Source organism: Pseudomonas sp. LBUM1663 (assembly GCF_059695905.1).
This window is the reverse complement of the sequence record NZ_CP166792.1, coordinates 6101077-6114222: the sequence shown is the minus strand read 5'-3', so window position 1 is coordinate 6114222 and position 13146 is coordinate 6101077. Positions and strand designations below refer to the sequence as shown.

11 protein-coding genes are annotated in these 13146 nt (G+C 57.2%); 8 read left to right on the top strand and 3 right to left on the bottom strand.

Going from position 1 to position 13146, the window contains the following annotated elements; genetic code table 11:
• The first annotated feature begins 106 nt into the window (after nt 1–106).
• The 4 genes from ACA075_RS28035 (at nt 107) to ACA075_RS28020 (ending at nt 3676) form a co-directional block, all read left to right on the top strand.
• Entirely contained in the window at nt 107–673 is a 567-nt protein-coding gene (locus ACA075_RS28035; protein WP_497296392.1) for a GNAT family N-acetyltransferase, read from the top strand.
• Nucleotides 674–752: 79 nt separating this feature from the next.
• Nucleotides 753–1925 carry a retropepsin-like aspartic protease gene (locus tag ACA075_RS28030; RefSeq protein WP_497296391.1) on the top strand — a complete coding sequence of 391 codons (1173 nt, stop codon included), beginning with the start codon at nt 753–755 and terminating at the stop codon, nt 1923–1925.
• 409 nt (nt 1926–2334) lie between these two features.
• Complete coding sequence (locus ACA075_RS28025) at nt 2335–3162, top strand: lipid II-degrading bacteriocin (RefSeq protein ID WP_497296390.1); 828 nt, start codon at nt 2335–2337, stop codon at nt 3160–3162.
• 109 nt (nt 3163–3271) lie between these two features.
• Complete coding sequence (locus ACA075_RS28020; protein WP_497296389.1) at nt 3272–3676, top strand: hypothetical protein; 405 nt, start codon at nt 3272–3274, stop codon at nt 3674–3676.
• 871 nt (nt 3677–4547) lie between these two features.
• On the opposite strand, the gene gbca is transcribed toward ACA075_RS28020, so the two are convergent.
• Nucleotides 4548–5843 (bottom strand): glycine betaine monooxygenase oxygenase subunit, encoded by a 1296-nt coding sequence (gbca, locus tag ACA075_RS28015; RefSeq protein ID WP_497296388.1) that lies wholly within the window; start codon nt 5841–5843, stop codon nt 4548–4550.
• Between the two features lie 286 nt (nt 5844–6129).
• On the opposite strand from gbca, the gene gbcB reads away from it, so the two are divergent.
• Nucleotides 6130–7230, top strand: a complete 1101-nt coding sequence (gene gbcB / locus ACA075_RS28010) for a glycine betaine monooxygenase reductase subunit (protein WP_497296387.1) — start codon at nt 6130–6132, stop codon at nt 7228–7230.
• Between the two features lie 135 nt (nt 7231–7365).
• On the opposite strand, the gene ACA075_RS28005 is transcribed toward gbcB, so the two are convergent.
• Nucleotides 7366–8190, bottom strand: a complete 825-nt coding sequence (locus tag ACA075_RS28005) for an SDR family oxidoreductase (RefSeq protein WP_497296386.1) — start codon at nt 8188–8190, stop codon at nt 7366–7368.
• Between the two features lie 251 nt (nt 8191–8441).
• Nucleotides 8442–9482: a threonine aldolase family protein gene (locus tag ACA075_RS28000; RefSeq protein WP_497296385.1), complete on the bottom strand. Its 1041-nt coding sequence runs from the start codon at nt 9480–9482 to the stop codon at nt 8442–8444.
• 133 nt (nt 9483–9615) lie between these two features.
• On the opposite strand from ACA075_RS28000, the gene ACA075_RS27995 reads away from it, so the two are divergent.
• The 3 genes from ACA075_RS27995 (at nt 9616) to ACA075_RS27985 (ending at nt 13143) form a co-directional block, all read left to right on the top strand.
• Nucleotides 9616–10332, top strand: coding sequence for a TraX family protein (locus ACA075_RS27995; protein WP_497296384.1), 717 nt, complete (start codon nt 9616–9618; stop codon nt 10330–10332).
• A gap of 283 nt (nt 10333–10615) precedes the next feature.
• A complete protein-coding gene (gene glyA / locus ACA075_RS27990) occupies nt 10616–11869 on the top strand; it encodes a serine hydroxymethyltransferase (RefSeq protein WP_497296383.1) in 1254 nt (417 codons plus the stop codon).
• Between the two features lie 23 nt (nt 11870–11892).
• Nucleotides 11893–13143 (top strand): sarcosine oxidase subunit beta, encoded by a 1251-nt coding sequence (locus ACA075_RS27985; RefSeq protein ID WP_007947735.1) that lies wholly within the window; start codon nt 11893–11895, stop codon nt 13141–13143.
• The last annotated feature ends 3 nt before the right edge of the window (nt 13144–13146 follow it).

The window sequence follows — 13146 nt, the reverse complement described above, 5'->3', positions numbered from 1 at the left end:
TCGCGAAGGCGGTGTGTCAGTCGGTACAAGGCTGACTGATGCACCGCCTTCGCGAGCAAGCCCGCTCCCACAGGACGTTCGTGTCACCAACATTTACGGGGAAACAATGGCCGTTGAATTTCGTTCGGCAGTGCGCGCCGATGCGCGGGAGATTGCGCGTCTGTTTCAAATCACATCGGAAGGGGCTGCCGATTACATCTGGAGCCAACTGGCCCAGCCCGGTCAGGACCTGCTGGAGGTCGGCGCTATTCGTTACGCCCGCGACGACGTGGATTTCTCCTGGCAGAACTGCCTTATCGCAGAGTCGGAGGGCCGGGTCATCGGCATGCTGCACAGCTACGTGATGCGTCACGATCCGTTGGCGGAACCGACGACCGATCCGGTCCTGGCGCCCTACGCGAAGATGGAAATCCCCGACACCCTCTACATTTCCAGCCTGGCGCTGCATGAGGGCTGGCGCAACCTGGGCCTGGGCAAGCAATTCCTCGCCTATGCCTACGACCGCGCTAACCGGCTCGGGCTCAATGGTTTGAGCCTGATCGACTACGCCGCCAACACCGGCGCTCGGCGGTTTTACGAGCGACATGGCTTCCGCATCGTCGACACCTGCCAGATCACGCCCCATCCGATGATTCGGGTGACGGGTGAGGCCTACCTGATGTATCGGCCCTAGTGAGCTACATTTCTCTATGAGCGGCCCGATCCGGCAGCAGCGCTAATTCATACAACGCGTTTTCGACAATGGGTTGAACATGAACGCGGTCAGTCGACGTGAGACATGTCTGATCTGTGCCGTGATGGCGCTTCTGATGCTGTCCATACGATCGACGGCTGAAACCCGGAAAGAAGCAGCGGACTTTTACCAATGGTTGGCATCTGACCAGGGACAAAAAGCCTCCCTGGATCAGATGAAGCAGCAATGCGACAAGGTGCTGGACGCTGGAAAGAACCTCGATTGTTCCGTTTCCGTCTTTGCCCGGATGTTAGAAACCAAAGCCGCGAACAAGATCCCTGACTATTATTTGGCGACCAAGCGGCGCCATGCCCAGGTCATAGCCAAAGACGCTGAACTCAACGCCTTGTTTTCCATGTTCGGCAGTGAATCGATCTCGAGGCTGCGCGCGGTCGGCGATTTTTCAGTGCAACGAACCAGGCAACCCGAAGTCCTGACGATTCATCCTTCCCCCAGTGACAGCTACGTGACGGATGAAGTCGTGCCCTACATCGATGTCAAAGCGGCCAACGGTGTCTCGTCACGCTTCATTTTGGACACCGGAGCCCCGCAGACACGGGTCAACAGCGAAACCGCGAAGCTGATGGGGATCACGTTGCTAACCGATTCTCGCTATGGCTACAGCACGTTTTATGGCGAACGTGAGCTGGCTGCAAAACTCGGGATTTTCAAGTCGTTGAAGATAGGCGGGAGCGAATTCAGCAACGTCCTTGTGTTTGTCAGTGACCGGGACAACTTGTTGGGGCTCGACTTGCTCGCCAAGCTGGGGCCATTGAAGGTCACGAAGAAGACCCTGGAGCTTCACGCCGAACCGGCGGCTCGATGTGATTCGCCCATTACCTATGAGCGCATGGATATCAATCAACGACTGACCATCGCCGCGCGGCTGGATCGACGGGCGACAATGGCGATCATTGACACCGGCAATGTCGATTACCTGACCTCGGCCTCGCCGGGCAACAACCCCATTCACGTCGGTGCCAAGTCGCGCTACCTGGCCTACAAGGGCGAGTTGGGGTTGTTAGGGCGTACCCGGTTGATCACTTATCGATACTATCCGGACTTCACGATCCCTCCTTCGTTGTTGCAGGGCAAATACGTACCTTCGCTGTTGCTCGGGTGGCGCGCATTCAATGACTATGAGCTGAATCTGGACATCGACGCGGGCCGGTCGTGCTTTAACAGAATCTAGCTATAGACAAGATTTTATGTAAGTAAGAAGAATGTCGGCTGTAAGATTGTTTTTTAATTAGTGTAAGACGTTTCTTGCTGCACTTGCATTCAAGTGTTTAACAGGAGGCAAGGCAGCAGGTTTTATTTGCCAGTCTCGATAGCATTTCCGTTTCATATCAGTGATATGGCTAGTTTTTGGTGCGGTCTGCTGCTGTTTAAATTAATCTCGTGGCGTCCTACAGTGGCTGGGTATAGTAGCTTTCAGCTACATAGTGATGGTCTTGTTAGATGGTTTTCGCTGCGGTATATTTTTTTGGGTCGTGTCACCCAGTGAGAGTAGTTTGTAGTGTCTGGTTCTTCTGGATAAAGAAGGCTGACTTCTAAATGGATTTTTTGACAACCTTATTGCAATTTCGTAGGAGTTACATATGAATGGAATCGTACTTCCACCTCTTGAGATTAATGCTGCCGCGCCTGGCTATACCCCAACGCCGACTGGCGGTGCCTGGCCCGCTCCCAACCCCGCAATGATATTTATTGCACAGCAACAACAACGAAACCAGTCCTACAGTCAGGGGCTGTGGCGAGAGATGATCATAAAGATCACTAACGAACAACAGTCGTCTATTAGAAATGGGGTTGCCGTAAGCATTGTCTCTTCGATTGTGCGTGACATGCAGGCGATTCCCTTTGCTGATAACTACATCTGCCTAAACCCTAGCATGTCACCCGCACAGGCTTTGCATTACGCCTCTCGTTACTTCACAGCAGGTTCTGTACCTGAGTCCATTGGGCTGTCTGGCGGTGCGCTAACCCCGGTGGCTGCCTTTGGTCATTTTCTCTACGGTAACGGGGTCTCTGCAGAGGCCAACATCAATAGTCTAGGACTGAATCTGTCTGGAACATCGATCCCGATGCTGGAATCTGCATTCGTGAGTGCACCTGTAGGCCGAACTGCAATTGCCTTGGATAAGGTACCCTATAACACATCTGCGGACTCTTGGATGACGGCGTCCTGGCTTGGAAATATTACACTGAAGATTGAAGGAACTATTATCAAGCAAGAAAATGGAAGATTGAGCTTTCACGGAGGTGCAAGAGCTTACAATGATGTCTATGATGCGAATCCAAGTACCTTTCGAAGTGCGGTGGGTGAAAACGCAACAAGTGTGCTCGCGGCGGTTGAAAGATATTTAAATGCGAAGCCATATGAGATATCCCTTCAGGGAACAAATTTGATCTTTATTGCTCGTTAGTGTTAATTAAAGGCTGTCGCATTTAAACTCAACACTGAGTTGTTATGGGTTTGCATAGGTTGGTCGTGCATGCATTGGCGACCCATCAGGTTTTTTGGGAGTAATATTCGTGCGCCAATATCAACGACTGTTAATTGCAATCCTGTTATTTATTACTGCCTGGTTCTGTTTGTTGTCTGCAGGAATTGGTATGCCTGAAAATCCTGATGATCTATCGGACACCAGAGGATTGCCTGCTGTGATGATTTATACAGTAGCGCTGCAAGTCATAGGTCTTTTGGCAATCATATCCACAGGGTTAGGGATGCTTGTCGCTGCAAAGCTAAAGTCAAAGTCGTTCGGCGTTAGAGTGTTTGTTTTTTGCTCGTCGAACCTACTTCTTCTGCTTGCAGCACTGATGGGGATTTTTGTTATTTCATCCTATGTACTCGAAACGTTATCTGGGATCGCCGGTATAAGCCTTTATGTAGCGGTGATCGGAGTGGTCACGACGGCCGTTCCGGAACGAGCATGACTTGCCATGACGTACGGCGCGTTTGAGGGGGTATCCAGAGACCGTCTACCGACTTTGTGAAATTCTGAGCCTTGTATCGACGAAACACATTTACCCACAATCCCTGTTAGCGTTTCTGTGGATAACATGTTCGCGCTTCGCTACACCCCATACAAAACAAGCCCTGCAACCCTTCGTACAAAAAACAACCAGGCTAAATTGCGGTTTTTTCACGCTTTTTCCAGAGGATAACTTTATACGCGCGCCAATACTTGCCCCCAATCTCTGTTAGCGCATCTGTGGATAAGATGTTTGTTGTCCTCTACAGGCTATATAAAACGGGCTTATCCGGTGGTTGATTAAAAAACGATCAAATCACCGTTTTGACGCTACAAACACCGCACAAACCTTGATTTACCGTGGTTTGCGCGGGTTTTCCACAGATCCATGAAAGTTGCCCCCAAAGTCTGTTGGCGCTTCTGTGGATAAGGTGTTCGCCATCCGCTGTACGCCACGTATAACGTGCCTTGCAGGCTTTCGATCAAAAAACAGCCAGTCGCTGTTCAAAACCCTGCTTCTGGATAAGTCACGGTTTTTATTCACTTTACTAGACGAAAGTTTTCCGTAAAAACAGACTTGTCCCCATTAGCTGTGGGTGGAGGTGTGGATAAGTTGTTTGCGGAAGGCTGGGAGCCACGTTGCGCATAGGCCTGAACGTAATAGATCATATTTCGTACAGTTCTAAGATGAGGGGAGTTTTGCAGTAAGGGATGCGGTGTCTTGGAGAACGCAATCGCGGGCAAGCCCGCTCCCACAGTGATTGGGGTGTTCACAAATTATGTGTACGCCGCCGATCCTTGTGGGAGCGGGCTTGCCCGCGATGCTTTTGCTGTTAGCCCTGAACCGGAACCCCTTTGAGGTAAGGCGCAGGCTCGGCCCCGAGGTTGTTCAGCAACCGCTCGCTGTACCAGTCCACAAAGTTCACCACACCAAATTCATAGGTCTTGGAGTAAGGGCCTGGCTGGTAAGCCGTGGAGTTGATTCCGCGCTGGTTCTCTTCGGCCAGGCGACGGTCCTGGTCGTTGGTGGCGTCCCAGACCTGGCGCATGCGGTCCACGTCGTAGTCCACGCCTTCAACCGCGTCCTTGTGGACGATCCACTTGGTGGTGACCATGGTTTCCTGAGCGCTGATCGGCCACACCGTGAAGACGATGATGTGATCGCCCATGCAGTGGTTCCACGAGTGCGGCAGGTGCAGGATGCGCATCGAGCCCAGGTCCGGGTTCTTGATCCGGCCCATGAGTTTGGCGCAGCCCTGTTTGCCGTCCAGGGTCATCGACACGGTGCCTTTGAGCAGCGGCATGCGCACGATACGGTTACGCAGGCCGAAACTGGCATGGGCGTAAGGGATCTTCTCGGCTTCCCAGGCAGCGGCGGACGCGGCGACGTGATCCTTGAAGGCCTGGTCGGCACGCGGGTCGGTGACGTCGTCCCATTCCAGCAGGGTTTTCAGCAGTTCCGGGTGCGACGCGTTGCAGTGGTAGCACTCGCGGTTGTTTTCCAGCACCAGTTTCCAGTTGGCCTTTTCCATCAAGGTGGTGGTAATCGCCACCTTGGTGTTTTCCATGTCATACGGTTCCATGTAATGGTTCAGCGTCGACAGGAAGTCATCAATGGCCGGCGGGTTCTCCGACAGGCTGATGAAGACGTAGCCGCCAGCAGTTTTCACGTTCACCGGCTTGAGGCCGTACTGCTTCATGTCGAAGTCGGCGCCCATTTCGGTGCCGGCGAACAGCAGGCGACCGTCCAGTTCGTAAGTCCACTGGTGGTAATGGCAGACCAGTTTGGCGACCTTGCCTTTTTCGCTGGTGCAAAGACGCGAACCGCGGTGGCGGCAGACGTTGTGGAACGCATGGATCACGCCTTCGGCGCCGCGAATCACGATGATCGGGTTCTTGCCGACTTGCAGGGTCAGGTAGTTGCCCTTGGTCGGGATTTCGCAGGCCATGCCGGCGATCAACCACTCTTTCTGGAAGATCTCCTGCATGTCGATATCAAACAGCCGCTCGTCAGAGTAAAACGGCTGCGGCAGCGAGAAAGTGCGCTCGCGCTCTTGCAGCATCTGCGCGGTGGCCTTGCGTGCGGGTTCCAGCGGATCGCCCAGGCTTATTTTTGCGGTGACGTCCATCGATTTGATCCTCATGGCCATTCTGTGTGGCCGGCGAAAGAGTGGCTGATTCGGTTTGCAACGCAAGGGTGTAAAGAAATCGTCTTTGTGTGGAGCGAGTGTGGGGCCGGCGCACGCCAGAACCTTATCCACGAGCGACATGGCCCACTCTGTTCCCGACGCGCAACCCCCGGTAGTTGGGGGCTGGTCGCGATAAGTATGTGAATGTCGCAGATAGGTAAATGGGTGGTCCGCGCGTTACGCAGAATCGTCAACATAAGGCCGACCATCGGCGGTGGAGAACAGCATGTCCAACAGCTTCCTGAATCCGGTAACCACCCAGACCTGGGCCAACGGTCGACACATCGTCCGTTGCGTCAAAGTCATCCAGGAAACCTGGGATGTGCGCACCTTCTGCTTCATGGCCGACCAACCGATCCTGTTCTTCTTTAAACCGGGGCAATTCGTCACCCTGGAGCTGGAAATCGAAGGCGTGCCGATCATGCGCTCCTACACCATTTCCAGCTCGCCGTCGGTGCCGTACAGCTTTTCGGTGACGATCAAACGCGTGCCGGGCGGCAAGGTCTCGAACTGGCTGCACGACACCCTGCATGAAGGTCAGGAGCTGGCCGTGCACGGTCCGGTCGGGCTGTTCAACGCCATGGACTTCACCGCGCCGAAAGTGTTGTACCTCAGCGGCGGCGTCGGCATCACGCCGGTCATGTCGATGGCGCGCTGGTTCTACGACACCAACGGCAACGTCGACATGGTGTTTATCCACAGCGCCCGCTCGCCCAAGGACATCATTTATCACCGCGAGCTGGAACACATGGCGTCGCGGATCGATAACTTCAGCCTGCACTTGATCTGCGAGAAGCACGGTCTGGGTGAGCCGTGGGCGGGTTATCGCGGTTACTTGAATCATAAGATGCTCGAACTGATGTCCCCGGACTTCATGGAGCGCGAGGTGTTCTGCTGCGGCCCGACGCCGTACATGAGCGCGGTCAAGCGCATGCTCGAAGCGGTCGGCTTCGACATGTCGCGTTATCACGAGGAATCCTTCGGCGCCACGCCACCGGAAGCCCGCGCCGATGCGGTGGAACAGGCCGAAATTGCTGCGGACGCGCCGGAAGTCGATCTGGCGGACCTGCATCAAGTCGAATTTATCTCGTCCGGCAAGAGCATTCGCGTGGCCCCAGGCGAAACCGTGCATGCGGCGGCGGCCAAACTCGGCCTGCTGATTCCGAAGGCCTGCGGCATGGGCATTTGCGGCACGTGCAAGGTGCTCAAGCTGGGCGGCGAGGTCGAGATGGACCACAACGGCGGGATTACCGAGGAAGACGAAGCCGAGGGCTACATCCTGTCGTGCTGCAGCGTGCCGAAAGGCGACGTGCGCATCGAGTTCTGATACACGCCGCGAAACCTGTGGGAGCGGGCTTGCTCGCGATGACGGCAGTACATTCAACATCTAGGTTGGCTGATCTACCGCTATCGCGATCAAGCTCGCTCCCACAGGTTGCGCGATGTCATGACTGACCGTTTTTCAATCGATAAACAGATCCGGCATCAGCTTGTCGTTGGTGCCGGGCTCGAAGCGGTAATGCTCGAACTCGGTCACGCCATGCTCCCGCAGAATCTCCTCATCAATCAGCAACCGCCCGGTGATGCTGCGACCGCTGCTGTCCAGAATGACGTGGGCGGCATCCGCCATGATCGCGGGCGTGCGCGCATGTTTGAACGACTCCCGTGAACCCAACTGAAACTCGATGGCAGCGGTGGCAATCATCGTCTGCGGCCACAGCGAGTTGACGCTGATGCCGTAACTGGCAAATTCCTCACTCATGCCCACCGTCAGCATGCTCATGCCGTATTTGGTCACGGTGTAAGGGCTGTACTGGGCGAACCATTTGCTCGCCAGATTCAACGGCGGCGACAGGTTGAGGATGTGGCCGCTGCTCTTTTTCAGGTAAGGCAGCGCGGCCTGACTGCACAGCAACACGGCGCGGGTGTTGATCTGGTGCATGAGGTCGAAGCGCTTGAGTTCGATGTGTTGCACCCCGGTCAACTTGATTGCCCCGGCGTTGTTGATCAGCGCATCGATAGCGCCGAAATGTTCGTTGGCCTGGGCCAGGGCGTTACGCACCGCTACCTCATCGCGTACATCCACCTGCAAAGCCAGGGCCTTGCCGCCCGCGGCTTCCACTTCCTGCGCCACGCTGAAAATCGTCCCCGGCAACTTGGGATGGGGCTCGGCGCTTTTGGCGGCAATCACAATATTGGCCCCGTCCCGCGCGGCCCGCAGCGCGATCTCGCGGCCGATGCCACGGCTGGCGCCGGTGATGAACAGGGTTTTGCCTTGTAATGACATGCGTAAGCTCCTGATTGTTATTGTCTGAGCGAATCGAGTGGTTCGCAGGACAATGTAGACCAAGACGCTGTGGTGAGTGGTGAGTGAGCTTTTGTGGCGAGGGAGCTTGCTCCCGCTGGGCTGCGAAGCGGCCCCAAAACCTGAATATGCGGTCTGTGAGGCAGACCGCATTGGCTGGTTTTACGACTGCTTCGCAGCCGGACGGGAGCAAGCTCCCTCGCCACAGGAGATCGGGTTGTTGCTCGAAGGGATCAGGCTGACATCACTTCGCGGATATCCGCCGCGAGTTCGCGCACACGGTCTTCTTCGGTGTCCCACGAGCACATGAAGCGTGCGCCGCCGTTGCCGATGAAGGTGTAGAAGCGCCAGCCCTTGGCGGTCAGTGCGGCGATGGCCGGCTCCGACAGTTGCAGGAACACGCCATTGGCCTGCACCGGGAACATCAGTTCCACGCCGGGAATGTCGCTCACCAGCTCAGCGAGCAGTTGCGCGCAATGGTTGGCGTGGCGGGCATATTTGAGCCAGGCGTCGTTTTCCAGAATCCCGACCCACGGCGCCGAGAGGAAGCGCATTTTCGAGGCCAGTTGACCGGCCTGTTTGCAGCGGTAGTCGAAGTCTTCGGCCAGTTTGTGGTTGAAGAACAGGATCGCTTCACCCACCGCCATGCCGTTTTTCGTGCCGCCGAAGCACAGCACGTCGACGCCGGCCTTCCAGGTCAGGTCGGCCGGGGAGCAGCCGAGGAACGCACAAGCATTGGAGAACCGCGCGCCGTCCATGTGCAGGTTCAGGCCCAGCTCTTTGCAGGTGGCGCTGATGGCGCGGATTTCTTCCGGGGTGTAGACGCTGCCGACTTCGGTGGCCTGGGTCAGGGTCACGACGCGGGGTTTCGGGTAGTGGATGTCCTGGCGCTTGAGGGCGACTTCGCGGATCGATTCCGGGGTCAGCTTGCCGTTTTCGGTGCGGGCAATCAGCAGCTTGGAACCGTTGGAGAAGAATTCCGGCGCGCCGCATTCGTCGGTTTCGACGTGGGCGGTTTCAGAGCAGATCACGCTGTGGTAACTCTGGCACAGCGACGACAGGGCCAGCGAGTTGGCCGCAGTGCCGTTGAAGGCGAAAAACACCTCGCAGTCGGTTTCGAAGAGTTTGCGGAAATCATCGGACGCGCGAGCGGTCCATTCATCGTCGCCGTAAGCGCGTTGGTGGCCGTGGTTGGCCTGTTCCATGGCAGCCCAGGCTTCAGGGCAGATACCGGAATAGTTATCGCTGGCGAATTGTTGGCTCTTATCGGTCATGGCCCTGCTTTCCGTGGTCGAGACGCTTATGGTGAAGCGCCTCGTGGTCAATGATGGTGCGCACTGTACCGAAGATCATCCGGTGAGCACACGCGCTGTGTCGGACAGAAAAATACAAAGACGACGGGCAATTATGCACATGACGCAAAGGGATGGGGCACTGGATCTGCTCAAGTGGCTGGCGCTATTGAGCATGGTGCTCGATCACCTGCGATATGTCGGTTACTCCATTGATCTGCTGTATGTGCCGGGACGGATGGCGTTTCCGTGGTTTTGTCTGGCGATGGCGGCCAACCTGTCACGCTCCCGGACAGTGACGACCGACGGGCAGTGGCGTTATCTGGGCTGGTTGCTGTTGTTCAGCGCCATCAGCGAAATTCCGTATCGGCTGTTCATACCTGATCCCGACACGTTGAACGTGATGCCCACACTGGCGCTTGGGTTGTTGGTCGCGCGTGGCTGGCAGGATCGAAGCCTGCAATCGCGACTGCTCGCGGTCGGCGCCCTGGTGCTGGCGGCGCTGTTTGCGCAGTGGCTGATGTTCGGTTTTTTCGGCGTGCTGCTGCCGCTGGTGATGTTGCTGGTGATCAGGCGGTCCTGGTATTTCAGCTTGTTGCCGGGGCTGGTGTGCCTGGCGGCCAATCAATGGGAGGTGCTGTTTTACTCCGCGCGGGTCGGTAACGGTGCCGCCATCCTCGGCATTGCCGCTTGTCTGATTGCGCCATTGCTGGGGTTGGTCTTGTTGCGACATGCCAGACACCTAAAGCCACCACCGATGCGCCGCTGGGCGTATGCCTTGTATCCGCTGCATTTTCTGCTTCTGTTACTCGTCCGCCAAATCGCCGCATAACCCTGTGGGAGCTAGCCTGCTAGCGATGAGGCAGTCCCAGCCAGCATTGATGTCGGCTGACCCACCGCAATCGCGAGCAGGCTCGCTCCCACAGGGGATCCTGGCTGAATTGAAGATTGTGTCCGGTCAGCCATTTCAGTCCATGTCGTAAACGCACCTTTGCGTGGCGTCCGTAGGCATTTGGCCTGTCTGCGCCGGTCATACCATCGCATCAAAGGGCACTGTCGCAACACCGGTGCCTTACCGAGACGAATGGCGCATAGATGCCGCTGGGAGAGACGCGATGTTCAGCAAGCAAGACCAGATCAAGGGTTACGACGATGCACTGCTGGCGGCGATGAATGCCGAGGAGCAACGCCAGGAAGATCACATCGAGCTGATCGCGTCAGAGAACTACACCAGCAAACGCGTCATGGAAGCGCAAGGCAGTGGCCTGACCAACAAATACGCCGAAGGTTATCCGGGCAAGCGCTACTACGGTGGCTGCGAGCACGTCGACAAGGTTGAAGCCCTGGCCATCGAACGCGCCAAGCAACTGTTCGGCGCCGACTACGCCAACGTCCAGCCGCACTCCGGCTCTTCGGCCAACAGCGCTGTGTATCTGGCCCTGATCCAGCCCGGCGACACCATCCTCGGCATGAGCCTGGCCCACGGGGGTCACCTGACCCACGGCGCCAAAGTGTCGTCCTCGGGCAAGCTGTACAACGCCGTGCAGTACGGCATCGACACCAAAACCGGGCTGATCGATTACGACGAAGTCGAGCGCCTGGCTGTCGAATGCAAACCAAAGATGATCGTTGCAGGCTTCTCTGCTTACTCCAAGACCCTCGACTTCCCACGCTTCCGTCAGATCGCCGACAAGGTCGGTGCGCTGCTGTTCGTCGACATGGCTCACGTTGCCGGTCTGGTCGCTGCCGGTCTGTACCCGAACCCGCTGCCGTATGCCGACGTGGTCACCACCACCACCCACAAGACCCTGCGCGGTCCCCGTGGCGGCCTGATCCTGTGCAAGTCCAACGAAGAAATCGAGAAAAAGCTCAACGCCGCCGTGTTCCCGGGTGCCCAAGGTGGCCCGTTGATGCACGTCATCGCGGGTAAAGCGGTGTGCTTCAAGGAAGCGCTAGAGCCTGGTTTCAAGGTTTATCAACAACAAGTGATCGACAACGCCCAGGCCATGGCCGGCGTGTTTATCAAACGCGGCTACGATGTAGTGTCCGGCGGCACCGATAACCACCTGTTCCTGGTCAGCCTGATCCGTCAGGGCCTCACCGGCAAAGAGGCGGACGCAGCACTCGGTCGCGCCCACATCACCGTGAACAAGAACGCTGTCCCGAACGATCCACAGTCGCCGTTCGTGACCTCCGGCCTGCGCATCGGCACCCCGGCGGTGACCACTCGCGGCTTCAAGGTTACCCAGTGCGTCACGCTGGCCGGCTGGATCTGCGACATCCTCGACAACCTCGGCGACGCCGACGTGGAAGCGAATGTTGCCCAGCAAGTGTCGGCACTGTGCGCGGACTTCCCGGTTTATCGCTGAGCGCGGTTTTGGAGTAAATGACTATGCAACGCTACTCGGGCTTCGGCCTCTTCAAACACTCCCTCAGCCATCACGAAAACTGGCAGAAAATGTGGCGCACGCCGACCCCTAAAAAGGTCTATGACGTGGTCATCGTCGGCGGTGGCGGGCATGGTCTGGCGACCGCCTACTACCTCGCCAAGGAACATGGCATTACCAACGTGGCCGTGGTCGAGAAAGGCTGGCTGGGCGGCGGTAACACCGCGCGCAACACCACCATCGTTCGCTCCAACTACCTGTGGGACGAGTCGGCGCACCTGTACGAGCACGCGATGAAACTTTGGGAAGGCCTGTCCCAGGACCTGAACTACAACGTGATGTTCTCCCAGCGCGGCGTTTACAACTTGTGCCACACGCTTCAGGACATTCGTGATTCCGAGCGTCGGGTCAGCGCCAACCGCCTCAACGGCGTGGACGGTGAGCTGCTCGATGCCAAGCAAGTGGCCGACGAGATCCCGTACCTCGACTGCTCCAAGAACACCCGCTACCCGGTGATGGGCGCCACCGTCCAGCGTCGCGGCGGCGTGGCGCGTCACGATGCCGTGGCGTGGGGCTTTGCCCGTGCCGCTGACGCACTTGGTGTGGACTTGATCCAGCAGACCGAAGTGATCGGCTTCCGCAAGGAAAATGGCGTGTGCATCGGCGTTGAAACCAACAAGGGCTTCATCGGCGCCAAGCGCGTTGGTGTGGTCACTGCCGGTAACTCCGGGCACATGGCCAAGCTCGCCGGTTTCCGTCTGCCGATCGAATCCCACCCGCTGCAAGCGCTGGTGTCCGAGCCGATCAAGCCGATTATCGACAGCGTGATCATGTCCAACGCCGTTCACGGTTACATCAGCCAGTCCGACAAGGGCGACCTGGTGATCGGTGCCGGTATCGACGGCTATAACGGCTACGGCCAGCGCGGTTCGTACCCGGTGATCGAGCACACCATCCAGGCCATCGTCGAGATGTTCCCGGTGTTGTCCCGCGTGCGCATGAACCGGCAGTGGGGCGGCATCGTCGACACCACGCCGGATGCGTGCCCGATCATCTCGAAGACCCCGGTTCCGAACATGTTCTTCAACTGCGGTTGGGGCACCGGCGGCTTCAAGGCAACACCTGGCTCGGGCAACGTGTTTGCCGCGAGCCTGGCCAAGGGTGAAATGCACCCATTGGCTGCACCTTTCTCCATCGACCGTTTCCACAACGGTGCGTTGATCGACGAACACGGCGCTGCTGCGGTTGCCCACTAACAG

What these genes read in the sequence shown, in the direction of transcription:
- ACA075_RS28035 (WP_497296392.1), top strand. Translation starts at nt 107, where the DNA reads ATGGCCGTTGAATTTCGTTCGGCAGTGCGCGCCGATGCGCGGGAGATT.
- ACA075_RS28030 (WP_497296391.1), top strand. Translation starts at nt 753, where the DNA reads ATGAACGCGGTCAGTCGACGTGAGACATGTCTGATCTGTGCCGTGATG.
- ACA075_RS28025 (WP_497296390.1), top strand. Translation starts at nt 2,335, where the DNA reads ATGAATGGAATCGTACTTCCACCTCTTGAGATTAATGCTGCCGCGCCT.
- gbca (WP_497296388.1), bottom strand. Translation starts at nt 5,843, where the DNA reads ATGGACGTCACCGCAAAAATAAGCCTGGGCGATCCGCTGGAACCCGCA.
- gbcB (WP_497296387.1), top strand. Translation starts at nt 6,130, where the DNA reads ATGTCCAACAGCTTCCTGAATCCGGTAACCACCCAGACCTGGGCCAAC.
- ACA075_RS28005 (WP_497296386.1), bottom strand. Translation starts at nt 8,190, where the DNA reads ATGTCATTACAAGGCAAAACCCTGTTCATCACCGGCGCCAGCCGTGGC.
- ACA075_RS28000 (WP_497296385.1), bottom strand. Translation starts at nt 9,482, where the DNA reads ATGACCGATAAGAGCCAACAATTCGCCAGCGATAACTATTCCGGTATC.
- ACA075_RS27995 (WP_497296384.1), top strand. Translation starts at nt 9,616, where the DNA reads ATGCACATGACGCAAAGGGATGGGGCACTGGATCTGCTCAAGTGGCTG.
- glyA (WP_497296383.1), top strand. Translation starts at nt 10,616, where the DNA reads ATGTTCAGCAAGCAAGACCAGATCAAGGGTTACGACGATGCACTGCTG.
- ACA075_RS27985 (WP_007947735.1), top strand. Translation starts at nt 11,893, where the DNA reads ATGCAACGCTACTCGGGCTTCGGCCTCTTCAAACACTCCCTCAGCCAT.